A 26,530-nucleotide genomic window follows, 5' to 3' on the forward strand; every position below is an offset into this window, starting at 1 on the left:
CATCTCGCCGCAAGCCGAGAACGTCGCCGCGGCAGGGCGCGCGAACCGACCTACGAACTCGCTCTATCTGTTGTTCTTGCGCGACTTCCGCTGCTGCTTGGCCTTCTGGCGTGCCTTGTTCTTGGCGTTGGCCTGGCGGCGCGCCTCGGTCTCCGGCGTGTCCTCTTCCGCGGTCTCGCCACGGACCTCGACGAGGCCGTCCTCGCTCGGCGCGGAGTAGGACAGCGCCTGCGGCTTCTTGTCGGCCGTCAGCCCCTTGGCGGTCAGCTGCGGCTCGGCCCTCTCATCGGACTCAGCGGCGGCCTGCTCGACCTGGACGTCGAGGTTGAACAAGAATCCGACGGACTCCTCCGCGATGCCCTCCATCATGGCGTTGAACAGGTCGAAGCCCTCACGCTGGTACTCCACGAGCGGATCGCGCTGTGAGTACGCCCGCAGGCCGATGCCCTCACGCAGGTAGTCCATCTCGTAGAGGTGCTCGCGCCACTTGCGGTCGAGGACGCTCAGGACGACCCGGCGCTCGAGCTCTCGCATGACCTCCGCACCGAGCTCCTCCTCGCGCTTGCCGTAGGCCGCCAGGGCGTCCTCGGCGACGACTTCCTGGAGGTACTCGCGGGACAGTCCCTCACGGCCACCGACCTCGGACTCGACGCCCTCGACGGTCACCCCGATCGGGTAGAGCGTGCCGAGCGCGGTCCACAGCTGGTCGAGCTCCCACTCTTCGGGGAATCCCTCGGTCGCGCCGTGGACGTAGGCGCCGGTGACCTCGCTGATCATCGAGGTGACCCACTCGTGCATGTCCTCGCCCTCGAGCACGCGACGGCGCTCGGCGTAGATGACCTCACGCTGGCGGCTCATGACGTCGTCGTACTTGAGGATGTTCTTGCGGGTGTCGAAGTTCTGCGCCTCGACCTGGGCCTGCGCCGACGCGATGGCGCCCGTGACGCGCTTGTTCTCGATCGGCACGTCGTCAGGGATCTTCATGGTCTGCAGGACCCAGTTGACCCAGTCGGCCTTGAACAGGCGCATGAGGTCGTCCTCGAGCGAGAGGTAGAACCGGGTCTCGCCCGGGTCACCCTGACGGCCGGAGCGACCGCGCAGCTGGTTGTCGATGCGGCGCGACTCGTGGCGCTCGGTGCCGATGACGGCCAGACCGCCGACCGAGGCGACCTCGTCGTGCTCGGCTGCGACCTGCTCCTCCATCGCCTTGAGCGTCTGGGGCCACGCGGCCTCGTACGCCTCGGAGTCCTCGAGCGGGTCGAGGCCCTTCTTGCGCAGCGCCTGGTCGGCGAGGAACTCGACGCTGCCGCCGAGCATGATGTCGGTGCCGCGGCCCGCCATGTTGGTGGCGACCGTGACGGCGCCCTTGTGGCCGGCCATCGCGACGATCGCGGCCTCGCGGTCGTGCTGCTTGGCGTTGAGCACCTCGTGCGGGACGCCGCGCTTCTTGAGCTGCTTCGAGAGCCGCTCGCTCTTCTCGACACTGGTCGTGCCGACCAGGATCGGCTGGCCGGCGGAGTGCCGCTCGACGATGTCCTCGACGACGGCGTCGAACTTGGCCTGCTCGGTGCGATAGACGAGGTCGGGCTGGTCGACGCGGGCGACCTCACGGTTGGTGGGGATTGGAACGACGCCGAGCTTGTAGATCTTGTCGAACTCCGACGCCTCGGTCAGCGCCGTGCCGGTCATGCCGCTGAGCTTGTCGTAGAGACGGAAGTAGTTCTGCAGCGTGATCGTGGCGAGGGTCTGGTACTCCTCGCGGATGCGCACGCCCTCCTTGGCCTCGATCGCCTGGTGCAGGCCCTCGTTGTAGCGGCGTCCGTCGAGGATGCGGCCGGTGTGCTCGTCGACGATCAGGACCTCGCCCTCCATGACGACGTAGTCCTTGTCGTTCTTGAACAGCTCCTTGGCCTTGATGGCGTTGTTGAGGAAGCTGATCAGCGGGGTGTTGACCGCGTCGTAAAGGTTGTCGATACCGAGCTGGTCCTCGACCCGGTCGATGCCCTCCTCGGTGACGGCGATCGTGCGCTTCTTCTCGTCGACCTCGTAGTGCTCGTCGATCGTCATGGCGCCGACGATCTTGGCGAACTCGGCGTACCACTTGACCTCTTCCTCGGTGGGACCCGAGATGATCAGCGGCGTGCGGGCCTCGTCGATGAGGATCGAGTCGACCTCGTCGACGACGGCGAAGTTGTGACCGCGCTGGACGCAGTCGGCGATGTCGTCGGCCATGTTGTCGCGCAGGTAGTCGAAGCCGAACTCGTTGTTGGTGCCGTAGGTGATGTCGGCGGCGTAGGCCTCGCGACGCTCGTTGGGCGTCATGGACGGCAGGATCATGCCGACGCTCAGGCCGAGGAAGTGGTGCACGCGGCCCATCCACTCGGCGTGGTACTTGGCCAGGTAGTCGTTGACCGTGACGACGTGGACACCGTTGCCGCTGAGCGCGTTGAGGTAGGCCGGCAGGGTCGAGACCAGGGTCTTGCCCTCGCCGGTCTTCATCTCGGCGATGTTGCCGAGGTGCAGCGCGGCACCGCCCATGATCTGGACGTCGAAGTGCCGCTGGCCGAGCACACGCTGCGCCGCCTCACGGACGGTCGCGAATGCCTCGGGCATGAGGTCGTCGAGCGTCGAGCCCTCCTCGAGGCGGGTGCGGAACTCCTCGGTCATGCCGCGGAGCTCGTCATCGCTCATGGCGTGGAACTCGTCCTCGAGGGCGTTGACCTGCTTGGCGACCGCCTGGAGCTGCTTGAGGATCTTGCCTTCGCCCATGCGAAGGATCTTGTCGATGACCTTGGGCACGAATGTACTTCCTGCAGAAAGAATTGAGAGCCTGTTCAGTCTAGGTGACGAGCAAGCGACTGCGTGAGTTCCCCGGCCAGATCGCCCTTGGCCGGAGGCGTGACGGTCTCGAGGCCGAGCCAGCCTGCCATGAGCCGCAGCTCTGCGGCCAGCTCGTCGGCCGTCTCGTCGGGTGCGTGCGACTCGGCCCAGGCCCCGTGCACGACGAGCGCACCCGCCTGCCGGTCGGCCTTGAGGTCGACTCGAGCGACCAGCCGGTCGCCCAGGAGGAACGGCAGCACGTAGTAGCCGTGCACCCGCTTCTCGGCGGGAACGTAGATCTCGATGCGATAGCGGAAGTCGAAGAGCTGCTCGGTGCGGGTGCGCTCGAACACGAGCGGGTCGAACGGGCTCAGCAGTGCCCGGGCCGCGACCTTGCGGGGCCGTGTGGCGTCGCGGTGCAGGTAGGCCGGGCGCTTCCAGCCCGTGATCGTGGTCGGGACGAGCTCGCCGGTCGCGACCAGGTCGTCGATGGCCTCCTTGGCCGGCTCGGGCGCCATGCGGAAGTAGTCGCGCAGGCACTGCGCGGTGCCGACGCCCAGCGCCCGCGCCGCGTGGCTGACCAGCATCCGGTGCGCCGCGCGGCTGTCGAGCGGCTCGGCGCCGAGCTGCGCCTGCGGGATGACGCGCTCAGGCAGGTCGTAGACCCGTTCGAACGCCGAGTTGCGCCGCGCCGCGGTGACCTGCCCCTTGTAGAACAGATATTCCAGCGCCATCTTGACCTCGGACCAGTTCCAGCCCCAGTTGTCCTTGTCGCGCGGCGCATCGTGCTCCACCTCGCGGGCGGTCAACGGGCCCTTGGCGCGTACCTCCTCCAGCACCCACGCCACGAACTCCGGCTTGTCCTGCATGATCCGGCCCATGCTGCCCCACATGCGCGCACCGGACTCCATGCGGAACTGGAACGCCTGCCAGAGGTTGACGTCGACGAGCGCGGCCTCGTGCGCCCAGTACTCGAACAGGCGCCGCGGACGACGGGACGCGGCCCGGTGCAGGAGCTCACGGTCGTAGGGGCCGAGGCGGGAGAACAGCGGCATGTAGTGCGCACGGACCAGCACGTTGACCGAGTCGATCTGGAAGAAGCCGAGGCGCTCGGCGACGCGGTTGAGGTGCCGCGCGGCGACCTCGCCGTCGAGGCCGGGCCGGGGACGCGTGAAACCCTGCGCGCCCAAGGCGATCCGGCGGGCCTGCGTCGTCGTCAGGTTCATGCAGCCTGATGCTGGTCTAAGCGTGTGACATTAAGGGATGTCGTCGACGAGCTTGCTGCGCACGGCGTACATCGCCGCTTCCATGCGCGACTTCATCTGCAGCTTCTCGAGGATGTTGCGGATGTGGTTCTTGACCGTGTTCTCGCTGATGAACAGCTCTTCGGCGATCTCACGGTTGCTGCGGCCGCGGGCGACATGGCGCAGCACGCCGAGCTCGCGCGGCGTGAGATTGGTCGTCGGGGCGGGGCTCTTGGACATGTGGACGAACTCGTCGAGCAGCTTGGTCGCCATGCTGGGGCTGATCAGCGACTGGCCCGAGGCCACGAGGCGTACGGCCTCGGCAACCTGCTCGTAGGTCGATCCGTCCTTGAGCAGGTAGCCGGAGGCTCCACTGCGGATCGACTCGTAGAGATCGGACTCGTCATCGCTCGCGGTGAGCATGATGATGCCCGTCGTCGGCGAGATCTCCTTGATCGCGGCGCACACCTCGACACCGCTGCGACCCGGCATGCGGACATCGAGCAGGACGATGTCGTAGGGGTTCTCGGCGACCATCTCGAGCGCCTTGTCACCGTCGTCGACCTCTTCGAGCTCGAGCGCATCGTCGGCACTGAGCACCATCTTGACGCCACGTCGGAACAGCTCCTGGTCGTCAACCAGGAGCACCCGAATGCTGTCGCCCCGAGAGGTCACATTCTGATCATGCCACGTGTCGAGCCAACTGGCCCACTATGACTACTCGGACACGTCGAGGTGGATGACTCCGTAGTCGTATCCCTTGCGCAGGTAGACCACGCTCGGGCGCATCGAGTCCTTCTCGAGGAACAGGTAGAAGTCGTGTCCCACGAGCTCCATCTCGTACATCGCCTGGTCGAGCGTCATGGGCGACGCCTGATGGGTCTTCTCGCGCACGACGATCGGGCAGTCGCCCTCGGAGTCGATGGGCGAGGCCTGGCCGGTGGGGACATCGTCGGGCTCGTCGGCCCGCAGACCCTCGAGCGGGAGCTCGGCGGTGGCCGTCGACAACGACGTGGGGGCGTGCCGGCCGTGGTGGATGCGGCTGCGGTCGACGGAGCGACGCAGGCGCGACTCGAGCTTGTCGATCGCGGCGTCAAGGGCCGAGTGCTGGTCGGTGGAGGCGGCCTCGGCGCGCACGGCCGGGCCTCGGGACCGCAGGGTCATCTCGACCTTGGCGGCGGTGTCCTGCTGACGGGGGTTCTTCTCGTGCGTGACCTCGACCTCGACGCGACTGATCTTCTGGCGGGAGTCGTACTTCTCGAGCCGGTGAAGTTTTTCCTCGACATGCTCGCGGAAACGCTCGGAGATCTCGCTGTTGCGACCGTTGACGACAATTTCCATGGGAACTCCCTTGCCTCGGTGTCGCGCCCTAACCATCAGCGCTCTTCATGCCATACCTGTGACGTTAGACCGCCCTCCAAGGAATCACCAGAGCAGCCGAGAAGTTCATTCGTGATGCTCAGGGACGGGCGTTGGAATGCGAGGGGTTGCGGCGACGACGGCGATGCCGACCGGCCGGTGACCGGCTGCCGTCAACACCCTGACGGCCTCCGACACGGTGGCGCCGGTCGTCAAGATGTCGTCGACGACGATGACATCGCGACCCGGCAACGCCCGGTCGGTGCGCAGCCGATAGGCACCGCGCAGGTTGCGGGCCCGGGCGGCCGCATCGAGCCCGACCTGGTCGGCCGTCGCCCGTGCCGGGGTCAGTGCCTGGGACACCCGCGCGTCGATCCCGACCCGGCGCAGCAGCCGTGCAGCGGACCGGGCGAGCTCGTCGACGAGGTCACAGCCGCGCTCCCGCCTGCTGCGGCGCGACGTCGGGACGGGGACGAGGACGATCGGCCAGCGCGATCGGGCGTGCTCGACGACCGAGGCCGCCAGCAGGTGGTCGAGCACCGACGTCAGCCGGGTGTTGCCCGACTCCTTCCACGCCACGAGGACGCGCCGGAGGACGTCGGCGTTGGCGCCGGCGGCGACCGGCGTCACCCGCGTGGGGCGGCGCAGCGCAGGCGGGCACGGTTGTGGCCACGCGACGTCGGGCTCGGGTCTGATCGCGACGCCGCACGTACGACACAAGGTCAGGGCTGGCCGGCCACACCCGGCGCACCGGGCACCGAGCAGCAGGTCGGCGGCGGGGACCAGCAGCTCACGCATCCACCGAGCATCGCGCGTACGCCCGCCCGCCGGTGTCCGGTCGCGTGAGCGCTGTGGACGGTCAGCGACCGTACGTCAGGCCTGTGGCCCTGATGCCCGACAGGAGCCGCCACGATCCTCCGGGAGCGAGGAACCACAGCCGGTTGCGCGCGTCCGTCGCGTAACGGTTGGCTGCGTCGCCGGACCCGAGCGCGAGGGCTCCCGCACCGACGTCGGGGAGCAGCACGCCACCGCGTGACAGTCCCCCCGTGGTCGACGACCCGTCGATCGCCGTGGTGTAGACCTGACGACCGGACTGGCTCTCGGCGAGATAGCTCAGCTCCGTCCCGGATGACCAGGACACCGATCGCGGAGACGGTGCAGGCGTGTAGACCTCCGACGGGCCACCGAGGCCGAGGATCCGGTCCTTGGCGTCGCGTCTGACCGCGCCGACCTCGATCGAGGACCCCGCGGCACCGCGCGCCGTGACGGCGTAGCGCGAGCCGTCGGGCGACAGCGCGAACGTCGTCACGTCGAGTCCGGCCAGCCCGCCGATGGTGAGGGTGCGGATCCGGTTGCCGGTCACCAGCCGCACCCGGGTGCCGGAGCCCTGGTTGTCGACCACCCACACGTTGCCGTCGCCGTCCCACTGGGGCGTGAGGAGCCGGGAGCCGGCGAACGTACGCGCGTTGGTGCCCTTGCGGTTGGTGATCCGCACGAGGTTGCGTCCGGCCAGCACGCCGGCGACGCCGTCGTCGGACACTCCGATCGCCACGGCACCCCGCGCATCGCTGCCCCAGGCCCCACTGAGCCGCTGGACCGCGTCGTCATCGATCTGAACCACGTGGTCGTCGCTGATCGCGTACGCCCGGCCGCGGGAGATGCTCGGGCCGTAGCCACCCCACGAGCCGATGTCCTGGGTCGTGCCACCGTTGTTGGACAGCACCGTCGCGTCCCCGGCGAGCCGGACCGACGTGATGCCGCGAACCTGACGCAGCGTCCACACGATCTGCGCCGAGAGATGGTCCTGGACGGACTCGCTCAGCACCGAGAAGTCGGCGCTGAAGGACACGTCGGCGACCCCGTCGTCAGACACCGGCACCGACGGCCGCAGCACGTCGAGGGGCGGGACGTACGTCCGCGCGACATCGGCGATCGATACAGCAGGACCGCGGGCGAGGTTGGTGACCAGTCCGGTGGCGAGCTGGTCGCCGACCACGAGATGCACCGGGTCGGGCACCAGCCGGCGCCCGGGCCGGTCGAAGTTGTAGAGGTTGAACGGCCGGTAGTAGTCGTCGAAGTACTTCTGGCTGATGAGCAGACCCACCTGCGGGTTGGCGATGCGCCACTCGCTGTCGACCCGCTCCAGACGGTAGGACAGCACGAGGGGGCTCGCGCGTCGCGTGTAGTGCCCCTGCTGGTCGAGCCTGGCGTCCTCGAACAGGCGCGCACTGACGTCGACCGGGTTGCGGGTCTTGTCGGTCGTCTCCCCGTCCTCCCCCGCGACGAGCGTCGGACCGGAGATCGTGGCGGACGAGTAGACGCGCACGCTCGCCGACGGGCTCCACCGCTTGGCTCCGGCGGGCGTGAGGAACGCCGTCGCGGTGCCGGAGGAGGCCGGGTAGGCGAGCATCGCGTCGAGATAGCCGCGGACGATCTGCTGAGGTGAGGCACCCGCGGCGGGCCGCGCCGGGGAGTAGCGCACGGTGCTCTCGCCCAGCCCACCGTCATCGGCGACCTTGGTCACCGGGCCCGACGACGGGATGCCGGCACACGCGGAGACCGCCAGCAGCGCGCCCACCGCGACAGCGGCCCTCAGGCGTACGCGCGTCATGCGAACACCGAGGTGATCGCGGGGAACTTGGCGGTGCCCTCGGGCTTGGGGATCGTCAGGACGAACTCGCTGCCCTCGCCGGGCCGGCCCCACGCCTGCAGCGTGCCGCCGTGCAGCGCGGCGTCCTCGCGGGAGATCGCCAGGCCCAGGCCGGTGCCGCCCTGCGTACGTGCAGGATCGGCGCGCCAGAACCGGTCGAACACCCGGAGGTTCTCGTCGCCCGACAGGCCGACGCCGAAGTCGCGCACGGCCAGCGAGACACACCCGTCATTCTGAGCGACCTCGATCTCGATGCGCGGAGAGCCGCTGTACTTCGCGGCATTGGTCAGCAGGTTGCGGACGATGCGGTCGATGCGCCGGATGTCGGCCTCGACGATCGCCGGCTCGTCCACCCCGATCAGCGCGACGTCTATGCCCTTGCGGGCCAGCATCGGGTCGTCCGCCCCACTGCGAGCGACCTGGCTGAGGTCGATCGTGTCGAGCTCGAGCTTGGCCGCGCCGGCGTCGAACCGGCTCAGGTCGAGCAGGTCGGACAGCAGCGACTCGAAGCGATCGAGCTCGCCCTTGAGCAGCTCGGCCGACCGCGCGGTCTGGGGGTCGAACCGCTCGCGGGCGTCGTAGAGCACTTCGCTGGCCATCTGCACCGTCGTGAGCGGGGTGCGGAGCTCGTGCGACACGTCGGAGACGAAGCGTTGCTGCAGGCGCGAGAGGTTCTCGAGGCGGCGGATCTGGCTCTGCAGGCTCGCCGCCATCTGGTTGAACGAGGAGCTGAGTCGGGCGATGTCGTCCTCGCCGCTCACGTGCATGCGCTGCTCGAGATTGCCGCTGGCGTAGCGCTCGGCGATGCGGCGCGCGAGGCGTACGGGATCGAGCACCTGCCGGGACACCAGCCAAGCCACGCCACCCACCATCAGCACCATGGCCAGCCCACCGAGCAGGAGCGCCCGGCGCACGAGGTCGAGGGTCTCCTGCTGGTCCTCCATCGAGAACAGGTAGAACAGCGCGTACGTGTCGCCCGTCCCCGGCGCCCGTAGCTGGCTGCCCACCACGACCGAGGGATGGGTGTCCGACGAGCCGAGCAGTGCGAGGTCGGAGTAGCGCCAGTAGGTCCCGGGCTTGGATCGCACGGCCCTGTCGAGGTCGGCCGGCAGCGAACCTGCCTCGATCGCGGCCGACGAGCGTATGGGCACCTCACCCGTGCCGGTCAGCAGCGGACCCTCGAGCACCAGCTCGTACGTACGCTTGGCGCCCCGCGAGCTCGTGAGCGAGTCGACCATCTGGGTCAGCGCCTGCGACTGGGTCGCCGGCTCGGTCTCGACCGACGCGTCGAGCTGGGTCTGGGCATAGTCGAAGCCCGACTTGGCCTCGGAGATCGCCGCGACCCGGCGACTGTCGGCGAGCCCGCCGGCCACGTCGCGCAGGAGCGCCCAGCCGGTCAGAGCGATCACGAGCGCGCTGAGCACGATCGTGCTCGTGACGACCCGGGCTTGGATCGACCGGCGCCACAGGCGGGTCAAGCGCCGCATCAGGCACCGCCGGACGGGCGTCGCGGCGTCATGCGGGCGGCGTGATCGCCTGGTAGCCGACGCCGCGCACGGTGCGGATGATCTGCGGGTTCTCGGCGTCGTCCTCGATCTTGGACCGGAGGCGCGTCATGTGGACGTTGACGAGTTTGGTGTCGCCCGGGTGGTGGTAACCCCAGACCTTCTGCAGCAGCGTCTCGCGCGTGAAGACCTGTGCCGGATCGCTCAGCAGGCAGGCCAGCAGGTCGAACTCCAGCGGGGTCAGCTCGAGTGGCTCACCCTTGCGGGTCACGGTGTGGCCGGCCGGGTCGAGCACGATGTCGCCGAACACGAGCGGTTCGGCGAGCTGGTCGGAGCGGCGCAGGCGGGCCCGGACGCGGGCCACGAGCTCGGTGTTCTTGAACGGCTTGGTGATGTAGTCGTCCGCGCCCGCCTCGAGCCCGGCGACGACGTCGGGCGTGTCGGACTTGGCGGTCAGCATGATGATCGGGACCGCCGACTTCTCGCGGATCTGCCGGCACACGCTCATGCCGTCGAGGCCCGGCAGCATCAGGTCGAGCAGCACGACATCGGGCTTGAACTGGGTGAACGCCGCCATGACCCGGTCGCCCGAGCGGCACACCGCGGCGGTCAGGCCCTCGCCCTCGAGGACGATCGTGAGCATCTCGGCGAGCGAGGCGTCATCGTCGACGACGAGCACGCGATCACGCTTCGTACGTCGATAGCTCATGGATCAATACTACGGAGACCGGGACAGCGACGGGCGCCAGATGCGAACACCTGGCGCCCGGAGCTGTTGTGGTGCGGTGACTCAGTAGCGGTAGTGGTCCGACTTGTAGGGACCCGCGACGTCGACGCCGAGGTAGGCGGCCTGCTCCTTGGTGAGCTCGGTGAGCTCGACACCGAGGGCGTCGAGGTGCAGGCGGGCGACCTCTTCGTCGAGGTGCTTGGGCAGGACGTGGACGCCCAGCTCGTACTGGCTGGCCTTGCTGTAGAGCTCGATCTGGGCCAGGACCTGGTTGGTGAACGAGTTCGACATGACGAACGACGGGTGGCCCGTCGCGTTGCCGAGGTTGAGCAGACGACCCTCCGACAGCACGATGAGCTTCTTGCCGTCGGGGAAGATCCACTGGTGGACCTGCGGCTTGATCTCGTCCTTGACGATGCCGGGGATCTTGGCCAGGCCGGCCATGTTGATCTCGTTGTCGAAGTGGCCGATGTTGCCGACGATCGCCTGGTGCTTCATCTTCTCGAAGTGCTCGACCCGGATGATGTCGAAGTTGCCCGTCGTGGTGATGAAGATGTCAGCCGTCTCGACGACCGACTCGAGGCGCTTGACCTCGTAACCGTCCATCGCCGCCTGGAGGGCGCAGATCGGGTCGATCTCGGTGATGATGACGCGCGCACCCTGGCCGCGCAGCGACTCGGCGGAGCCCTTGCCGACATCGCCGTAGCCACAGACGACGGCGACCTTGCCGCCGATCATGACGTCGGTCGCGCGGTTGAGACCGTCGATCAGCGAGTGGCGGCAGCCGTACTTGTTGTCGAACTTGCTCTTGGTGACCGAGTCGTTGACGTTGATCGCCGGGAAGAGCAGCGTGCCCTCGCGGAAGCGGTCGTAGAGGCGCAGGACGCCGGTGGTGGTCTCCTCGGAGACGCCCTTGATGTCCTTGGAGATGTTGGTCCAGTGCTGCGGCTTCTCGGCGACGGAACGGGCCAGCACGCGCAGCACCTCCTTGAACTCCTCGTTGTCGGTGCTGTCCTGCGACGGCACGGAGCCGGTCTTCTCGTACTCGACACCGAGGTGCAGCAGCATCGTGATGTCACCACCGTCGTCGAGGAGCACGTTGGGGCCGCCCTCGGGGAAGTCGAAGACCTTCTCGGCCTCGTCCCAGTACTCGGCCAGCGTCTCGCCCTTCCACGCGAACACCGGGGTGCCCTGCGGGTTGTCGACGGTGCCGTCCCGGCCGACGACGACAGCCGCTGCGGCGTGGTCCTGGGTCGAGAAGATGTTGCACGTCGCCCAGCGGACGTCGGCGCCGAGGTCCACGAGGGTCTCGATCAGCACCGCGGTCTGGATCGTCATGTGCAGGGAGCCGGCGATGCGGGCTCCGGCGAGCGGCTTGTCCTTGCCATAGCGCTCGCGCATGGCCATGAGTCCCGGCATCTCGTGCTCGGCGAGGTCGATTTCCTTGCGACCGTACTCCGCGAGGGACAGGTCTGCGACGTTGTAATCCATGACCGACAGCGTACCGGCGGGTAGTCGTCCGCACCGAATCGGCGGGCACATGTGAGGCACCCGACAAACGCGGGGCCCCGACTTTCGCTCCCTCCAGGTCGGGCGTACGGTGTCGGAGGACTGTGACGGGGGTCACGGCCGGACTGACTGGGGGGTCATGTCAATGCCAGAGCACACACCGCCGGGCAAGGGTCCGCTGATCGGGGCGGGGGTGGCACTGACGGTTGCCATCGTCGTGCCGCTGCTCGTCTGGACGTACGCCAAGGCCGACCCTGAGCTGTGGGGCATCCCGTTCTTCTTCTGGTACCAGTTCCTGCTGGTCGTGGGCTCCGTCGTCCTGACGTCGATCGCCTACCGGCTCGTCATCGGGCATGAGCGGCAGCGCCGCCTCGCCGAAGGACGTACGAACGGGGAGGCACGATGAACGACGTCGACCCGGTCGCCCTCAGCATCTTCCTGTTCTTCTTCCTGCTCGTCACGATCCTCGGCTTCCTGGCCGCGCGGTGGCGCAAGGCCGAGACGCTCGACAACCTCGACGAGTGGGGACTGGGCGGACGCAGCTTCGGCACGTTCGTCGCCTGGTTCCTGATCGGCGGCGACATCTACACGGCCTACACGTTCATCGCCGTCCCCGCGCTGCTGTATGCCGGCAACGCCACGGGCTTCTTCGCGGTGCCCTACACGATCATCCTCTACCCGATCATCTTCATCTTCCTGCCGCGCCTGTGGTCGGTCTCGCACCGCCGCTCGTACGTCACGCCGGCCGACTTCGTGCAGGGTCGCTTCGACTCCCGCGGCCTGTCGCTGGCGATCGCGTTCACCGGCATCCTGGCGACACTGCCCTACATCGCGCTGCAGCTCGTCGGCATCCAGGCAGTGCTCGATGTCATGGGACTCGGCGGCGGCGAGGACGCCAGCTGGTTCCGCAAGGACGTCCCGCTGTTCGTCGCGTTCGCGCTGCTGGCGGCCTACACCTACTCCTCGGGGCTGCGGGCGCCGGCGCTGATCGCATTCGTCAAGGACACACTGATCTACCTCGTCATCATCGTCGCGGTGATCTATCTGCCGACCCAGCTCGGCGGCTGGAGCGGCATCTTCGACTCGGCAGGCAAGGCGTTCGACTCGTTCAACAAGGACAGCGCCGACGCGATAGCCAGCGGTGAGGCGCGACCCAAGGGCCTGATCCCGGGGCTGGGAGTCTCCCAGTGGGCGTACGCCACACTGTCGCTCGGCTCGGCGCTCGCGCTGTTCATGTATCCGCACTCCGTCACCGCGGTGCTGTCGACCAAGAACCGCAACATCATCCGGCGCAACGCGGCGCTGCTCCCGGCGTACTCGTTCCTGCTGGGCCTCCTGGCGCTGCTGGGCATCGCCGCAGTCGCCGCGGGCATCCAGGTCAAGAACCCGCAGCTGGCGATCCCCCAGCTTTTCGAGCAGGAGTTCTCGCCGTGGTTCGCGGGTGTCGCGTTCGCCGCGATCGTCATCGGTGCCTTCGTGCCGGCCGCGATCATGTCGATCGCCGCCGCCAACCTGTGGACCCGCAACATCTACAAGGCGTTCCTCAACCCAGGGGCGACCGACGCGCAGGAGGCCAAGCAGAGCAAGCTCGCGAGCCTGCTCGTGAAGTTCGGCGCGCTCCTGTTCGTGCTGGCGCTGCCCAAGGACTTCGCGATCAACCTGCAGCTGCTCGGCGGCATCTGGATCCTGCAGACGCTGCCGGCGATCGTCATCGGCCTCTACACGCGCTGGTTCCACCGCTACGCCCTGATCGCCGGCTGGGCGGTCGGCATGGCGTGGGGCACGATCGCGGCCTACAACACCGAGGTCGTCGGAGACCCGGGGTCGCACTTCGGCGGCTCGGTCGCTCCGCTCGAGGTGCTCGGCATCCACATCAGCGACAACCTCATCTACTTCGGGTTGACCGCGCTCGTGCTCAACCTGATCGTCGCGGCCGTCGGCACGGTGATCTGCCGGGTGCTCGACGTGGACGCCGGCACGGACGACACGCATCCGACCGACTACCTGGCCGACGCCGGGGACCCCGAGGTCGTCGACCGCCTCGACCCGCTGTCCACCCCGCCGGTGGACTAGGACCGCCTAGTGGCTCGGGGCTGCCGGGGCCTCGGGTCTGGCGTCGGGGACGTGGTCGGCGCGGTAGACATCGGGCTCGATGTAGACCTGCTGCGCCATCGGCTCCGCCGCGCGTACGTTGCGCTCGGCGGCGTCGATGACCTCGGCGATGCCGGCACCGGTCGCATCGGCCTCGATGCCGATCTTGACCGCGACGAGCAGCTCCTCGGGCGCGATGTGCAGCGTCTTCATGTGGATGATCTGCGTGACGCCGGGCGTGGACTCGATCGCCGAGCGGATCCGGCCGATCGCGTCCTTGCTGGCCGACTCGCCGATCAGCAGGCTCTTGACCTCGATCGCCAGGATGATCGCGACGACGATCAGCAGCACACCGATGAAGCCGGTGCCGATGACGTCGAAGTAGGCGTTGTCGGTGATCAGCGACAGGCTCACCGCCAGGAACGCGGCGATGAGGCCGACCAGCGCGGCGAAGTCCTCGAGCAGGATGACCGGGAGCTCGGGCGACTTGGCCTTGCGGATGAACGACCACCAGCTCTGCGCACCGCGCACCTTGTTGCTCTCGATGATCGCGGTGCGGAACGACAGCGACTCGAGCACGATCGCGACGCCGAGCACGACGAGCGGGACGAGGCGCCACGTGCTGTCGAGCCCGCCGTCGTGGCCGTCGTGGATCTCGTGCCACTTGTGATAGGCCTCGTAGAGCGCGAACAGGCCGCCGACGCTGAACAGCACGATCGACACGACGAACGCGTAGATGTAGCGCTCGCGGCCGAAGCCGAACGGATGCTCTTCGGTCGCCTCACGCTGGGACCGCTTGCCGCCGACCAGCAGCAGCACCTGGTTGCCCGCATCGGCCAGCGAGTGGATCGACTCGGCCAGCATCGACGAGAACCCCGTCAGCAGGAACGCGATGAACTTCGTGATGGCGATCCCGGTGTTGGCCAGGAGCGCAGCGATGACTGCCTTGTTGCCGCCTTCGGTGGCCATCCTCAGATCGCCCGGGCTTCGTCGACGAGCATCACGGGGATGTCGCGGCGGACCGGATAGGCCAGGGCGCAGGCGGTGCAGACGAGCTCACTCGCCTCGTCGTCGACCGCGAGGGTGGCCCGGCACTGCGGGCACACCAGGATCTCGAGCAGGGCGGGGTCAAGATTCATGTGGAGCAGCCTACCGACGGATCACCGCGAGGACCTCATCGCGCACACGTGCCATGGTCTCCTCGTCGTCGCCCTCGACGTTGAGCCGCAGCAGGGGCTCGGTGTTGGAGGCACGCACGTTGAACCACCAGCGGTCGCCCGTGATGGTCAGGCCGTCGAGGGTGTCCTGCGGCAGGTCGGCGTACGTCGTCGAGAGCTCCTCGAGGATCGCCGGACCGTCGTCGACGGTGCTGTTGATCTCGCCCGAGGCGACGTAGCGCTCGTATTGAGCCATGAGCTCCGACACCGTGCCGTCGGTCTCGGCGAGTGCCGCCATGACGTGCAGCGCCGCGATCATGCCGGAGTCGGCGAGGAAGAAGTCCTTGAAGTAGAAGTGCCCGGAGTGCTCGCCGCCGAACACCGCGCCGGTGCGCGCCATCTCGGCCTTGATCAGGGAGTGCCCGACCGGCGTGCGTACGGCGGTGCCGCCGTTCTCGGTGATGATCTCCGGCACGGCCTTGGACGTGATGACGTTGTGCAGGATCGTCGCGCCGGGCGTCGTCAGCAGCGCCCGCGAGGCGATGAGCGCCGTGATCGCCGACGGCGAGACGACGTCGCCGAGCTCGTCGACGACGAAGCACCGGTCCGCGTCGCCGTCGAACGCGAGGCCGACGTCGGCGCCGGTGTCGCGCACCGTGGCCTGCAGGTCGACCAGCGTGCTGTGGTCGAGCGGGTTGGCGTCGTGGTTGGGGAACGTGCCGTCGAGCTCGAAGTACATCGGCGTCAGCTCGACGTTGAGCGTCGCGAACACCGAGGGCACGGTGTGTCCGGCCATGCCGTTGCCGGCGTCGGCGACGACCTTGAGGCGGCGCCGGCCGGGGATCGGCACGATCTCGTGGAGGTAGGCGGCATAACGGCTGAGCGCGTCGAGCTCCTCGTACGTCCCCGTCGGCTCGGGCAGCTCGGTGCGGGCCAGGAACGCCGTGGCCTGCTCGGCGATCGCCGAGAGCCCGGTGTCGTAGCCGATCGGCTTGGCCCCGGCGCGGCACAGCTTGATGCCGTTGTACTCCGCGGGGTTGTGGCTCGCGGTGATCATGGCACCGGGCAGGTCGAGGTCGCCTGAGGCGAAGTAGAGCAGGTCGGTCGATGCCAGGCCGATGCCGATGACGTTGCCACCCTGGGCGCGTACGCCGTCGGAGAACGCCTCGACGAGCAGCGGCGACGTGTCGCGCATGTCGTGGCCGATCACGGCGGTGCCGCCCCCGGCCACGCCGGTCTCGAGGGCGAACGCCTCGCCGAGGGCACGGGTCAGGGCAGGGTCGAGCTGTTCGGGCGAGCGGCCGCGTACGTCGTACGCCTTGACCACCTCCGCCAGACGGGGGTCGATCAAGAGTCGGGCCTCACGAGTCGAAGGGCGGGTGGTCCATCAGGTTGTGGAGCGGGCGGGCGGCCGGCCTCACGTACGGCATCGGCCAGGGCCAGCAGGTCGTCGCGCGTGGGCTCGGCAGCAGCGGGGTCGGGCGCGAGGCGCAGGACGTTCCAGCCCTGCGGCGCCGACATGCGCTGCGAGTGCTCGGCGCACAGGTCGTAGGTGTGCGGTTCGGCGTAGGTCGCGAGAGGACCCAGCACCGCTGTCTGGTCCGCATAGACATAGGTCAGCGTCGCCACTGCCGTCTGGGAGCACGCAGAACGCGTGCATCGTCTCACCGCACCCACGAGGTGAGGTTATCCCTGACTCCGAAGCGCGCGCGTTAGGCTCACCGCATGGATCACTTCGGCGGCGCCGTCAGCGGCCCCCGACCCGGCCGGATGCGCGATCGACGTGGCCGTGGGCCGCGCGGACCGATGGCCCTGCCGGGGCCGCTCTCGCCACGCAGCGTGCCGGTGCACCGTCCTGCCAGGGCGTCGTTCGACCTGCTGGTCGGTGACGTGCTGGCCGCCCTCGAGCCCCACTTCGCGGTCGAGCCGGACCACGTCGACGTCGTCGTCGAGGAAGCTCCGATGCTGCCACCGGAATGGACCGACGACGTGCCGTTGAGCATCGTCGCGCCCGGACCCGCGGGTGCGCGCGTCGTGCTGTTCCGCATCCCGATCGCCCAGCGGTGCTCGGGCAACGAGGATCTCGAGGACCTCGTCTGGACGGTCGTCCTCGACCGGCTCGCCGAGGTCTGGCACATGTCGCCCGACGACCTCGACCCGCGACCGCGCTAGCTGACTGGACGGACCTGCGGGCTCAGCACCGTGACGGGTGCCGGGGTCAGGGCCAGCGAGCTGATGCCGTCGCCCTTGACGTACGTCGCAGCCGCGACGACCTTGCCGTGCGGCGTCACCACGAAGTAGGCCGCCTCCGGTGTCTCGAGCCTGGTCCAGGTCGTGGTGCCGGCCTTGATCTTGACGGTCGTCGCGGCCAGACGCCGCATCGACGAGTCGTAGGCCTGCACGTCGACTGTCGCCGCGGCACCCGGTGCGGTCAGCAGCAGGCGCGGCGCACCGATCTTGGGACCTACCTCGACGGGCACGACGGACGGACCCGTCAGCGCCGGGACCGCCTCGGCGTACGCGTAGTCCTTGGCACTCGGCGCCATGCGGACCGTCGCGGAGACCGGCTGGTCCGACGTGAGCTGAAGCGCCTGGGCGCCGGAGCCCGCGGACTTGGGCACCGTGATCGAACGCGTGGCACCTGCCCGCACCTTGATCTGGTCCAAGCCGGACGGCGCGAACGTGTTCTTCGCGCCGATGACCTTGACCGAGACCCGCGCGGTGTCGGCGCCGGGGTTGAGCACCATCAGCGTCCGGCCCTGAGCACCCTGGACGAGTCCACCGATGACCTGTTTGCGTCGCGGCGACAGCGTCGCGGACACCGGCTCGGTGCCGCTGAAGACGGTCGTCGCGCTGTCGTTGACGACCGCTGAGAGCGAGCCGCGCCGACGGTGCACGTGCATCGCCAGCTCGGACTCCCCCGCTGCCAGCTCGTCGAGCCGGATGCGGCGCACCGACGACGGGCCGACCACGATGCCTTCGGACCCCACGGCGTCGATCTTGCCCTTGGGGCCCCACAGCGACAGGTCGACGGCGGCCGGGGTGTCGGCGAGGTTCGTCAGGATCAGCGTCGAGAAGTGCTTGCCACCCGAGCCGAGGCCCAGCAGCCAGGCGTCGTCGACGACACCCGGGCACGAGCCGACCACGAGTCCGCCGCCACCCTTCTTGGGCGCGGTGCCGGCAAAGAATCCCACAGGGCCCGATGCCCGGCCGGCCTGCTGGACCATCACGCCGGAGCCGTCGACCACGGACGTACGCCATGAGGACGGCTTCTCGAGCTCGGCGTCACGCGCGCGGCCCGGGAAGATGTTGGCCTTCGCGCCCGTGCCCGCGCGCACCTGGCCGGACGCCACCGTGATGACCGAGCCGGCCGGGCAGGCGTACGACGCCTCGCCGACGATCACGCGCGACGGGGGACGCCCCGACTCCGAGCTCGACGGGGCGACGAGGGCGAGCAGGACGAGGGCCACAGCGGCAAACGGCAGCACCAGAATGCGCAGATCCTTCATGTTCGCTCGCTGGCGCTGGCTCATGCCGTCACCTCCGCGTCTTCCTGGTCGTCGAGCGGCTCGGGGGCGGCGCGACGGCGTACGGGCGCGGTCAGGACGATCGCCACGAACCAGGCCAGAGCCTGCAGCACGCCGATCCCGCGGTGCCACCACGGCACGTCGGCGGCGTCGTTCGTGGGCTGTGGCGCGAGGGTCCAGACCCGTGAACCGGGCTGGTCGCTGCCGGCCGGCGAGAGCCGGGGCGCGGCGTCGATCCTGCGGCTGACCTCCGGGTCGGCGCTCGGCGCGTAGATCGAGTCGATGCCCAGCTCCCCGAGCGAGTCGATGTCAGCGGTCGTCGCCTGCGCGAGGACGCGCCGCACGATGGCAGTGAGCCGGCTCGCCTCCGCGGACGACGCCGTCACGGCCTCCTGCCCGAGGAACGGCCCGTCACCGGCGACGACGCGATAGTCGACTCCGCCGCGGATGCTGCCCGTCAGGATCAGGGTGTCGCCGGGACGTTCGGCGAGGAAGACCGGCACGACGTTGTCGCGGCCGTCGTCGAGCGGATCGGCGTCACCGCGGACGACCCACCAGCCCAGCGTGCCGACCGGGAGCACCAGCGCGACGACCACGGCAGCCGTGAGCGCAGGACGTGGCCAGGACAGTGCCGCGGGCACCGCCAGCAGGACCGCGGTCAGCAGGCCGCCGATCCACACGACGGTCGGGATGCCGACCCACGGCGTGATGTCCGCGGGTCCGGCATGGGTCGAGTACGTCACGAGTGTCCCGGCCAGCGCCGCACCCTGGCCGAGCAGGGCGACGAGCCACGAGAGCAGCACACCGGTGCGCGTACGCCGGGGCACCAGAGCCACCAACGCCAGCACGAGCACGCCGACCGTCAGCCATTCCGGTGCCGCGCCGGGTCCTCCCGCTCGGCCGAGGACGACCTCACGGACGGTGGCCGAACCGGGCAGCGGAGAGCCGGCCTCCCACCACGTGCGCCAGGGACGCAGGGCGCGCTGGGCGAGCCACGGCCCGAGCAGCACGAGCGGCACGACGGCCGCGACCACGAGCTGGCCACGGACCCAGCGCCCTTCGGCGTACCAGAGGATCAGCAGGCCACCGAGACTCATGGGCAGGACGATCGGGGCGAACGCTGACGCGAAGGCGATCCAGATGCCGAGCCGCAGCGCGAGCTGCCAACCCGGCTTCTCGGCGAGCTGCCACGCCGTGTTGGCGATGATCGGCAGCACCACGAGCGCGACGACCGTGCCGAGCCGGCCCTGGCTGACGGCGCCGGTCGCGACGACGCACAAGGCGTACGAGACCGCCCAGACCATGCGGGGCACCCGGTGCGAGCTGATCTGCCGGCCGAAGCGATGCGCCGTCAGGGCGGCGAGCGGGACGGCGAACACCATGGCGACCGTGATGACGAGCCCGGGGTGGAACCACACCGGCGTCGCGAGCACGGCGAGCGGAAGGGCGAAGACCGGGGCCAACGTCTCGCTCGGCAGGCCGACGTCGTGGCGGGCACCGAGGAGCAGGTCCCACCAGCCTCCGGCCGAGCCGGGTGCCGGCAGCAGGGCTCCGCCGTGCAGGCCGCCCCCGAACAGCCCGCGACCCGCGATCACCGAGAGCACGATGAGCACCAGGACCGTGGCGAGCCACGGCCGGCGCTGCAGGAGCGACGGTCCGTCATCGAGGTCTTCGGTCTCGTCAGGCGCCTGGTCGAGCGTCGTGGAACGCCGACCGACCGACTCGACGGCCTCGGGCTTGATGAGCGCGGTGGCGGTGTCCCGCACCATGTCGAAGCCGTGCTGGTAGGGCAGCCAGAACGGGGCGAGCAGATGCCGGATCGCCCGGTGTGAACGCTTGGCAGTGGCGCGCCGGCGACGCCGCGCCTTGATGAGCTTGAACGGGTGCGTGTAGGCCGAGCGCAGCGCCAGCAGCTCGTCGCTCGCTGCCTCGGGATCCTTGCCGATCAGCAGGCCGACGACCCGCAGCAGCGATCCGAAGAACAGCCGGACGTACTGCCACAGGAATCGCGGCATCGGGGAGTTGGCCAGCAACGTGTAGATCGCCGCGCGGCGCTCCTCCCAGTGCGGCAGGTCCCCGGCGGTGCGCGTGCGGGTGCCTCGACGGCTCGACTCGGCGTGGAACAGCACGGCGGCCGGTGCCGTCATCGTGCGGTAGCCAGCACGGGCGACGCGCCAGCCGAAGTCGATGTCGTCGAAGTACAGGCGCAGGTTGGGGTCGAGGCCGTTGAGCTCGTCCCACACGTCGCGGCGGATCAGCATGCCCGCGGTGTTGACCGCCAGGACGTCGCGGGGCCGGTCGTGCTGTCCCGCATCGGGCTCGCCGGTCTCGAGGCCGGTCTCGCGTGACCCCGTCGCCGTGATCGTCAGGCCGACCTCGAGCAGGCGGCGCAGGGAGGGCCACTCGCGGATCTTGGGGCCGACGGCCGCGATGTCGGGTGCCGACGTCGCGGTGTCGAGCAGGCCCGAGAGCGTCCCCGGCAGCACCGACGAGTCATCGTGCAGGAGCCAGATCCAGTCCGTATGGGGCATGGACTCCAGCCCCAGACGTACGGCCTCGCCGAAGCCCGTGCCGGACGCGGCGTACGTGATGCGCTCGGCCCCGAACGAGTCGCGGAGCAGATCAGCGCTGCCGTCGGTCGAGCTGACGTCGACGACGCGCCACGTCGTGGGTGCGTAGAACATGTGCGCGAACGAGGCGAGGACCTTGGGGAGCCAGGTGGCGCCGTTGTGGGACACGAGAATGGCACCCACGGTGGGCGGATCATCGAGCCAATGGCGCGTCGTGCTGGTCTCGTCCACGTAGAGCGACTCTAGTGGACGAGGAAAGCGTGCTCTTCTAAGCCCGCTTCTTCAGCTTGCGACGTTCACGCTCGGACAGACCGCCCCAGATGCCGAACCGCTCATCATGTGCCAGGGCGTACTCGAGGCACTCTCCACGGACGTCGCACGTCAGGCACACTCGCTTGGCCTCACGTGTGGATCCGCCCTTCTCAGGGAAGAATGCCTCGGGGTCCGTCTGAGCGCACAGCGCGCGCTCTTGCCACATGAGTTCCTCATCGAGCTCTTGCGGCAGACCCAGATCGAATGACATACATGGAATTACAGTCCTGTCACCTGTCACAAGTCAAGCCGAATGGCAAGATTCACGAAATCCCCGGCGTGTCGCCCCCGTGCCGGACGCCTGAACAGGCAAGACAGAATGGCCGGCATGCGCATCCTGCTGGTCGTCGGCGCCGACGGCGCCCCCTTCGCCCACGAGCTCGGAGAGCTCCTCGGACCTGACGACGAGCTCACGGTCGTCGCCCCTACGGTTCGCGGGCACGTCTCCGCAGGGCTGCAGGCGAGCCCCGACCTCGACGGACTCCTGACTCCCCCACTCACGACGTACGCCGTCGCCGATGCGCTCGAGGCAGTCGGCTACACGCCACCGTGGCAACGAGCCAGCGACCAGGCCGTGGCGGCGCGGCTCGTCCGCACCGAGCTCGTCATGACCGGGACGTCCCTCACGGATGCGACGATCGCCGCCGGCATCCGTGCCGCGCTGCCCTACCGCCTGCTGCCCACGTGCGAGGAGCGCGCCGAGTTCAGGGTCGTGGTCGGCTCGGACGAGCCCCGTGCGATCCCGGTCGACGAATACCTCGCCGATCCGTCCGCCCACGAACCGTCCCAGCTGCTCCTCATCGCCGACCAGATCTCGGTCTCCTCCGCCGTCTCGTCGGCACTGCTCGACTGCGACGTGCTCGTGCTCGGCCCGTCGAGCCGGACGCTGGCGCTCGATCCGGTGCTGCGTACGCCGGGCTTCCGCGACCTGGTCAGTGACGAGCTGCCCGTCCTGGTCGTCGACCACGACGACACCGCGCCGGCCGAGCTCGTGCGTGTTGCCGGTCTGCGCGAGGCCGATCCAGGCCGGCCGGAGCCCGTGCCGGCAGACGCGGGTGCCGTGCTCGCGGCGGTCCGCAAGGTGGTGGCGGCGTGAACACCCTCGACCAGCTGCTTCGAACCTCGGCAGATCCGTCGCAGCCCCTCGTGACCTACTACGACATGGCGACCGGCGAACGCGTCGAGCTCAGCACGACAACGACGGCCAACTGGGTCGCCAAGACCAGCAACTTCCTCGTCGACGACCTGGACGCCGGTCCCGGCACCCGCATCCGCATCGGCCTGCCGAGCCACTGGCTCACGACGGTCTGGATCCTCTCGGCCTGGAACGTCGGCGCATCGGTCGTCGACCACGCTGCCGACATCGGGCTGAGCGGCCCCGATCTCGTAGCCGACGAACCCCATCGGGTCGCCGCCTCGCTGCGCCCCCTCGGCGGCCGCTTCCCGCAGCCCCCCGAGGGCTTCCTCGACCTCGGCGCAGAGGTGCCGGGCCACGGCGACCACTTCATGGCTCTCGATCTCCCCGAGCCGTCCACGGCCGCGCTCGACCTCGACGGGACGACGAGCACGCACGCCGAGCTGCTCGCCTCGGTCGTCCCGGATGCCGCTCGGCGGCTGGTCGTGCCGGGCAGCATCCGGCGAGACGCCGAGCTCATCACAGCCGCCTGCCTCGGTGGCGGCTCCCTCGTGATCGTGGCGTCCGCCACACCCGAACAGATCTCACGCGTGGCCGCGCAGGAGGGCGCCGAGGACCAGTAGGTCGATCCATTACACTCGACGATGCCTCGACGGCAGGTCGTCAGGCACCTCCGAATGCCTGAACAGTAGGGACATCACACGGATGACAACCGCCGAGGACGCGGCGCGCCTGGGCCTCCACAAGGTCGGCGGTCGCCCACCACTGCGCGACTACGTCGCGGATGTCTGGAGGCGACGGACCTTCATCTACTCGATGGCCCGGTTCAAGATCGAGTCGGAGAACCAGCAGAACTCGCTCGGCATGCTGTGGGTCATCCTCAAGCCTCTGCTCAACGCCTTGGTCTACGGCCTGATCTTCGGCCTGCTGCTCCCCAGCAACACCCGGCCCCCGCACTTCGTCGAGTTCCTGCTCATCGGCGTCTTCGTGTTCGAGTTCTTCGCGCAGTCGTGGACCGCGGGCGGCAAGTCGATCACCAACAACGCCTCGTTGGTGCAGAGCCTGGCGTTCCCGCGCATGGTGCTGCCGCTGGCGGCCGTGACGCAGCGCTTCCTGCAGTTCCTGCCGACCGTGGGCATCATGCTGGTGTTCCTGCTCGCCAGCGGCAACCGGCCGCAGCTGCACTGGCTGCTGATCATCCCGATCTTCGCGCTCTACTTCGTGTTCAGCTGCGGGCTCGCACTTGTCACCGCCCGGCTCGCCGCGCACTGGCGCGACCTCAACAACTTCCTGCCGTTCCTGACCCGGTTCTTCTTCTACACGACGGGGATCTTCTTCAGCGTCGAGGAGCGCTTCGGCGCTCGTGACGGGCACAAGGGTCACCCGACGATCATCAAGATCAGCGACTTCCAGCCGATTCACGAGTTCCTCAGCCTGGCGCGCTCGGCGCTCCTCGCCGGCGACTCCTACACGATCGACGAGCGCTACTGGCTGTTCGCCGGCACCTGGTCGATCGGCCTGTTCGTGTTCGGCGTCTGGTTCTTCTGGCGCGCTGAGGAGAGGTACGGCCGTGTCGACTGACCAGACCCCGGTCCAGGCTCCCCAGCCGCCCAAGGACCGCAAGCCCGTCGTGATCGTCGACGACGTGCACGTCGAGTACAAGGTGTTCGCCACCGGCAAGCGCCCCACCGCCGCCGACCGCCGCTCCAAGGTGCTGCGCGGCCGCGGCAAGCAGATGCGCACGGTCCACGCGCTCAAGGGCGTGTCGTTCACGGCGTACGAGCAGGACAGCATCGGCGTCATCGGCACCAACGGTTCGGGCAAGTCGACGCTCATGCGGGCGATCGTCGGGCTCACGCCGGCCAGCCGCGGCGCGATCTATGCCTCGTCGCGACCCAGCCTGCTCGGCGTCGGCGCGGCGCTGATGAAGGACCTGTCCGGCGAGCGCAACATCATCCTCGGCGGTCTGGCCATGGGCTTCTCGATGGACGAGATCGAGGCCAGCTTCGACGACATCGTCGCGTTTTCGGGCCTCGAGAAGTTCATCGACCTGCCGATGCGGGCCTACTCCTCGGGCATGACGGCGCGCCTCAAGTTCGCCCTCGCCAGCGTCCAGACCCACGACATCCTGATCGTCGACGAGGCGCTCGCGGTCGGCGACCGCAAGTTCCGGGCCCGCAGCGAGGCGCGCATCCGCGAGATCCGCGACAACGCCGGCACGGTGTTCCTCGTCAGCCACTCGATGCAGTCGATCCTCGACACCTGCAGCCGGGTCATCTGGCTCGACCAGGGCACGCTCGTGATGGACGGCGACCCCGAAGAGGTCATCGACGCCTACAACGAGGCACAGGACAAGTAGCGCGCACGCCTCTCCCAGCCATGGGCCGGGCGAGCGAAGGCAGGCGCCCGGGCGAAGCCCGGCAGCGGTGAGGAACGAACCGCTGGTGCGGCGAGGTACGCCCTAGCAGACGGCTTGGAGGTCGTCGGTCTGGTTGGCCGCGTTGCCCGAGTCGTCCTTGGGCTTCTTGGTCGGCGCGACGGTCGACTCCGACTTGTCGATCGCCTTCTGGATCGCGGCCTGGATCGCCGGGAAGTCAGGCGTCACGGTGCTGAAGGCCGGCGGGACGACCGACACCGTGCGAATCTTCTGTCCGCGTGCCTTGAGCGCGAGGTCCGCGAACTGACCGAGCTCCTTGGCCGGGATGTTGGTGCTGAGCAGCTGCTTGCCGGACTTGGCGATCTTGGTGGCGTTGAGCAGCACCGTCTGGGGGCTGAGCTGGCTGACCATCGCGGCCATCAGGCACTTCTGCCGGCCCATGCGGGTGTAGTCGTCGGACTGCACGCGACTGCGGGCGTACCAGAGGGCCTGCTGGCCGTCGAGCTTCTGCTTGCCGGGCTCGATGTAGGTGTTCTTCCAGGCGTCGTCGTGGCCGAACATCGCGATGCGGGACTTGACGTCGATCGTGACGCCGCCGACGGCGTTGACCAGGCCCTTGAAGCCGTTGAGGTTGATCATGACGTAGTAGTTGATCTTGAGGTTCGTGACGCCCTGGATCGCGTCGATCGTCGCGTCGAGCCCCGGGTCCTTGGCGTGCGGATAGAGGTCCGTGCGGTTCTGGGCGGCGGTGTGCACGGCGTTGAGCAGGCACGTCGGTCCGCAGTTGTAGCCGTTGGGATAGACCTTGAGCATCGGCGAGCCCTTGGAGAACGGCACGTTCTGCAGGTTGCGGGGCAGCGAGACGAGCACGACCTTGCCGGTGTTGGCGTCGATGCTGGCGACGGTCATCGAGTCGGGCCGGATGCCGGTGCGGTCGGCGCGGGCGTCCGAGCCCAGCAGCAGGATGTTGTAGCGGCCCTTGAGCGGTTCGGACGTCTTGGTCGCCTTGAACACGACCTTGACGGTGTCGCGCGAGACCTTGATGAGCTGTGAGGCGTACGCCGTGGAGCCCGCGACGCCGCCGATGATCGCGAGGTTGAGGACCGTGATGAGAGCGGCCCGCATGAAGTTGAGCCGGAACGGCGAGGCGAGACGCCAGGCATCGATGAACAGGATGACCCACAGCACCGCGACGGCGACGATGCCCGCTCGGGCCAGCAGCAGGACGTCGGTGTCGGTGAACCAGCTGAGCACCGTCGCGCGATCGGTGCGGTACTTCCAGAGCAGGTAGCCACCGCCGCCGAGAGCGCCGAGCCACATCGTCACGGCGAACCAGCCGACCGCGCGCTTGCCGACCGCGATGTGTCCGGAGCCGGGGACGAGGACCGTCATGAAGCACAGCAACAGGGCGCGGCGGAAGCGGACGCGCGGCGAGTCCAGGTGATTGTCCTGGTAGCCGCGGCCCAAGAGACTCGCGCGATGCGACATGAGATCCCTTACGGTGTGGCCGACGAAGCATCCATTATCACTGACACCCCGTCCTTCCG

24 protein-coding genes are annotated in these 26,530 nt (G+C 68.8%); 7 read left to right on the forward strand and 17 right to left on the reverse strand.

What is annotated here, in order from left to right; genetic code table 11:
• Positions 1-63: 63 nt before the first annotated feature.
• From secA to ahcY, 9 genes are all read right to left on the reverse strand, one after another.
• On the reverse strand, positions 64-2,769 hold the full coding sequence (gene secA, locus ESP70_RS05635) for a preprotein translocase subunit SecA (RefSeq protein ID WP_483923592.1): 2,706 nt from the start codon (positions 2,767-2,769) through the stop codon (positions 64-66).
• Positions 2,770-2,834: 65 nt separating this feature from the next.
• Positions 2,835-4,046, reverse strand: a complete 1,212-nt coding sequence (locus ESP70_RS05640) for a winged helix-turn-helix domain-containing protein (protein ID WP_149688304.1) — start codon at positions 4,044-4,046, stop codon at positions 2,835-2,837.
• A 30-nt stretch (positions 4,047-4,076) separates the two neighbouring features.
• Positions 4,077-4,739 carry a response regulator gene (locus tag ESP70_RS05645; RefSeq protein ID WP_246161825.1) on the reverse strand — a complete coding sequence of 221 codons (663 nt, stop codon included), beginning with the start codon at positions 4,737-4,739 and terminating at the stop codon, positions 4,077-4,079.
• Positions 4,740-4,781: 42 nt separating this feature from the next.
• Entirely contained in the window at positions 4,782-5,405 is a 624-nt protein-coding gene (gene hpf / locus ESP70_RS05650) for a ribosome hibernation-promoting factor, HPF/YfiA family (RefSeq protein ID WP_149688305.1), read from the reverse strand.
• 105 nt (positions 5,406-5,510) lie between these two features.
• Positions 5,511-6,221, reverse strand: a complete 711-nt coding sequence (locus ESP70_RS05655) for a ComF family protein (RefSeq protein WP_149688306.1) — start codon at positions 6,219-6,221, stop codon at positions 5,511-5,513.
• Between the two features lie 61 nt (positions 6,222-6,282).
• On the reverse strand, positions 6,283-8,034 hold the full coding sequence (locus tag ESP70_RS05660; protein ID WP_149688307.1) for an LpqB family beta-propeller domain-containing protein: 1,752 nt from the start codon (positions 8,032-8,034) through the stop codon (positions 6,283-6,285).
• Positions 8,031-9,560: an MtrAB system histidine kinase MtrB gene (gene mtrB / locus ESP70_RS05665; protein WP_149688308.1), complete on the reverse strand. Its 1,530-nt coding sequence runs from the start codon at positions 9,558-9,560 to the stop codon at positions 8,031-8,033. Before mtrB ends, ESP70_RS05660 begins: the two co-directional genes overlap by 4 nt.
• A 28-nt stretch (positions 9,561-9,588) precedes the next feature.
• The gene (gene mtrA / locus ESP70_RS05670) at positions 9,589-10,287 is read right to left on the reverse strand and encodes an MtrAB system response regulator MtrA (RefSeq protein ID WP_149688309.1); all 699 of its coding nucleotides are present in this window, start codon (positions 10,285-10,287) and stop codon (positions 9,589-9,591) included.
• An 81-nt stretch (positions 10,288-10,368) separates the two neighbouring features.
• Positions 10,369-11,796 (reverse strand): adenosylhomocysteinase, encoded by a 1,428-nt coding sequence (gene ahcY, locus ESP70_RS05675; protein ID WP_149688310.1) that lies wholly within the window; start codon positions 11,794-11,796, stop codon positions 10,369-10,371.
• 163 nt (positions 11,797-11,959) lie between these two features.
• On the opposite strand from ahcY, the gene ESP70_RS05680 reads away from it, so the two are divergent.
• Both ESP70_RS05680 and mctP read left to right on the forward strand, forming a co-directional pair.
• Positions 11,960-12,220: a DUF3311 domain-containing protein gene (locus ESP70_RS05680; protein ID WP_149688311.1), complete on the forward strand. Its 261-nt coding sequence runs from the start codon at positions 11,960-11,962 to the stop codon at positions 12,218-12,220.
• Complete coding sequence (gene mctP, locus ESP70_RS05685; RefSeq protein WP_149688312.1) at positions 12,217-13,887, forward strand: monocarboxylate uptake permease MctP; 1,671 nt, start codon at positions 12,217-12,219, stop codon at positions 13,885-13,887. The genes ESP70_RS05680 and mctP overlap by 4 nt, the downstream gene beginning before the upstream one ends.
• Positions 13,888-13,893: 6 nt before the next feature.
• Here the strand turns inward: mctP and ESP70_RS05690 are convergent, their stop codons facing one another.
• From ESP70_RS05690 to ESP70_RS05705, 4 genes are read right to left on the reverse strand one after another with little or no spacing between them, the layout of a single operon-like run.
• Positions 13,894-14,874, reverse strand: a complete 981-nt coding sequence (locus ESP70_RS05690; RefSeq protein ID WP_149688313.1) for a cation diffusion facilitator family transporter — start codon at positions 14,872-14,874, stop codon at positions 13,894-13,896.
• Positions 14,875-14,876: 2 nt separating this feature from the next.
• Positions 14,877-15,044, reverse strand: coding sequence for a Trm112 family protein (locus tag ESP70_RS05695; RefSeq protein WP_149688314.1), 168 nt, complete (start codon positions 15,042-15,044; stop codon positions 14,877-14,879).
• Positions 15,045-15,054: 10 nt separating this feature from the next.
• Entirely contained in the window at positions 15,055-16,413 is a 1,359-nt protein-coding gene (locus ESP70_RS05700) for a phosphomannomutase/phosphoglucomutase (protein ID WP_188110508.1), read from the reverse strand.
• Complete coding sequence (locus tag ESP70_RS05705; protein WP_056212475.1) at positions 16,410-16,739, reverse strand: DUF3499 domain-containing protein; 330 nt, start codon at positions 16,737-16,739, stop codon at positions 16,410-16,412. Before ESP70_RS05705 ends, ESP70_RS05700 begins: the two co-directional genes overlap by 4 nt.
• Before the next feature lie 48 nt (positions 16,740-16,787).
• Here ESP70_RS05705 and ESP70_RS05710 point away from each other — a divergent pair, with 48 nt between their 5' ends.
• Entirely contained in the window at positions 16,788-17,234 is a 447-nt protein-coding gene (locus ESP70_RS05710) for a metallopeptidase family protein (RefSeq protein WP_149688315.1), read from the forward strand.
• Here the strand turns inward: ESP70_RS05710 and ESP70_RS05715 are convergent.
• Genes ESP70_RS05715 through ESP70_RS05725 form a run of 3 tightly spaced genes read right to left on the reverse strand, consistent with a single transcriptional unit; the run spans position 17,231 to position 21,682 of the window.
• Complete coding sequence (locus ESP70_RS05715; RefSeq protein WP_149688316.1) at positions 17,231-18,595, reverse strand: DUF5719 family protein; 1,365 nt, start codon at positions 18,593-18,595, stop codon at positions 17,231-17,233. The genes ESP70_RS05710 and ESP70_RS05715 overlap by 4 nt on opposite strands.
• A complete protein-coding gene (locus ESP70_RS05720; protein WP_149688317.1) occupies positions 18,592-21,390 on the reverse strand; it encodes a glycosyltransferase in 2,799 nt (932 codons plus the stop codon). The genes ESP70_RS05715 and ESP70_RS05720 overlap by 4 nt, the downstream gene beginning before the upstream one ends.
• 37 nt (positions 21,391-21,427) lie before the next feature.
• A complete protein-coding gene (locus ESP70_RS05725; protein ID WP_056212467.1) occupies positions 21,428-21,682 on the reverse strand; it encodes a WhiB family transcriptional regulator in 255 nt (84 codons plus the stop codon).
• A gap of 117 nt (positions 21,683-21,799) precedes the next feature.
• Here ESP70_RS05725 and ESP70_RS05730 point away from each other — a divergent pair, with 117 nt between their 5' ends.
• The 4 genes from ESP70_RS05730 to ESP70_RS05745 all read left to right on the forward strand — a co-directional run bounded on the left by ESP70_RS05730 (position 21,800) and on the right by ESP70_RS05745 (position 24,965).
• Entirely contained in the window at positions 21,800-22,567 is a 768-nt protein-coding gene (locus ESP70_RS05730) for a 2-phospho-L-lactate transferase CofD family protein (RefSeq protein WP_149688318.1), read from the forward strand.
• Complete coding sequence (locus tag ESP70_RS05735; protein WP_223148613.1) at positions 22,564-23,229, forward strand: TIGR03089 family protein; 666 nt, start codon at positions 22,564-22,566, stop codon at positions 23,227-23,229. The genes ESP70_RS05730 and ESP70_RS05735 overlap by 4 nt, the downstream gene beginning before the upstream one ends.
• 82 nt (positions 23,230-23,311) lie before the next feature.
• Positions 23,312-24,187, forward strand: a complete 876-nt coding sequence (locus tag ESP70_RS05740) for an ABC transporter permease (RefSeq protein ID WP_149688319.1) — start codon at positions 23,312-23,314, stop codon at positions 24,185-24,187.
• The gene (locus ESP70_RS05745) at positions 24,177-24,965 is read left to right on the forward strand and encodes an ABC transporter ATP-binding protein (protein ID WP_149688320.1); all 789 of its coding nucleotides are present in this window, start codon (positions 24,177-24,179) and stop codon (positions 24,963-24,965) included. The genes ESP70_RS05740 and ESP70_RS05745 overlap by 11 nt, the downstream gene beginning before the upstream one ends.
• Before the next feature lie 102 nt (positions 24,966-25,067).
• Here the strand turns inward: ESP70_RS05745 and ESP70_RS05750 are convergent, their stop codons facing one another.
• On the reverse strand, positions 25,068-26,471 hold the full coding sequence (locus ESP70_RS05750) for an LCP family protein (protein ID WP_149688321.1): 1,404 nt from the start codon (positions 26,469-26,471) through the stop codon (positions 25,068-25,070).
• Positions 26,472-26,530: the final 59 nt, after the last annotated feature.

It is taken from the genome of Aeromicrobium ginsengisoli, from assembly GCF_004134905.2.
In the GTDB taxonomy this organism is placed as follows: Bacteria; Actinomycetota; Actinomycetes; order Propionibacteriales; family Nocardioidaceae; genus Aeromicrobium; species Aeromicrobium ginsengisoli.

What these genes read in the sequence shown, in the direction of transcription:
- ESP70_RS05690 (WP_149688313.1), bottom strand. Translation starts at nt 14,874, where the DNA reads ATGGCCACCGAAGGCGGCAACAAGGCAGTCATCGCTGCGCTCCTGGCC.
- ESP70_RS05655 (WP_149688306.1), bottom strand. Translation starts at nt 6,221, where the DNA reads ATGCGTGAGCTGCTGGTCCCCGCCGCCGACCTGCTGCTCGGTGCCCGG.
- mctP (WP_149688312.1), top strand. Translation starts at nt 12,217, where the DNA reads ATGAACGACGTCGACCCGGTCGCCCTCAGCATCTTCCTGTTCTTCTTC.
- ESP70_RS05715 (WP_149688316.1), bottom strand. Translation starts at nt 18,595, where the DNA reads ATGAGCCAGCGCCAGCGAGCGAACATGAAGGATCTGCGCATTCTGGTG.
- mtrA (WP_149688309.1), bottom strand. Translation starts at nt 10,287, where the DNA reads ATGAGCTATCGACGTACGAAGCGTGATCGCGTGCTCGTCGTCGACGAT.
- mtrB (WP_149688308.1), bottom strand. Translation starts at nt 9,560, where the DNA reads ATGCGGCGCTTGACCCGCCTGTGGCGCCGGTCGATCCAAGCCCGGGTC.
- ESP70_RS05660 (WP_149688307.1), bottom strand. Translation starts at nt 8,034, where the DNA reads ATGACGCGCGTACGCCTGAGGGCCGCTGTCGCGGTGGGCGCGCTGCTG.
- ESP70_RS05740 (WP_149688319.1), top strand. Translation starts at nt 23,312, where the DNA reads ATGACAACCGCCGAGGACGCGGCGCGCCTGGGCCTCCACAAGGTCGGC.
- hpf (WP_149688305.1), bottom strand. Translation starts at nt 5,405, where the DNA reads ATGGAAATTGTCGTCAACGGTCGCAACAGCGAGATCTCCGAGCGTTTC.
- ESP70_RS05680 (WP_149688311.1), top strand. Translation starts at nt 11,960, where the DNA reads ATGCCAGAGCACACACCGCCGGGCAAGGGTCCGCTGATCGGGGCGGGG.
- ESP70_RS05750 (WP_149688321.1), bottom strand. Translation starts at nt 26,471, where the DNA reads ATGTCGCATCGCGCGAGTCTCTTGGGCCGCGGCTACCAGGACAATCAC.
- ahcY (WP_149688310.1), bottom strand. Translation starts at nt 11,796, where the DNA reads ATGGATTACAACGTCGCAGACCTGTCCCTCGCGGAGTACGGTCGCAAG.
- ESP70_RS05640 (WP_149688304.1), bottom strand. Translation starts at nt 4,046, where the DNA reads ATGAACCTGACGACGACGCAGGCCCGCCGGATCGCCTTGGGCGCGCAG.
- ESP70_RS05695 (WP_149688314.1), bottom strand. Translation starts at nt 15,044, where the DNA reads ATGAATCTTGACCCCGCCCTGCTCGAGATCCTGGTGTGCCCGCAGTGC.
- secA (WP_483923592.1), bottom strand. Translation starts at nt 2,769, where the DNA reads ATGGGCGAAGGCAAGATCCTCAAGCAGCTCCAGGCGGTCGCCAAGCAG.
- ESP70_RS05730 (WP_149688318.1), top strand. Translation starts at nt 21,800, where the DNA reads ATGCGCATCCTGCTGGTCGTCGGCGCCGACGGCGCCCCCTTCGCCCAC.
- ESP70_RS05725 (WP_056212467.1), bottom strand. Translation starts at nt 21,682, where the DNA reads ATGTCATTCGATCTGGGTCTGCCGCAAGAGCTCGATGAGGAACTCATG.
- ESP70_RS05710 (WP_149688315.1), top strand. Translation starts at nt 16,788, where the DNA reads ATGGATCACTTCGGCGGCGCCGTCAGCGGCCCCCGACCCGGCCGGATG.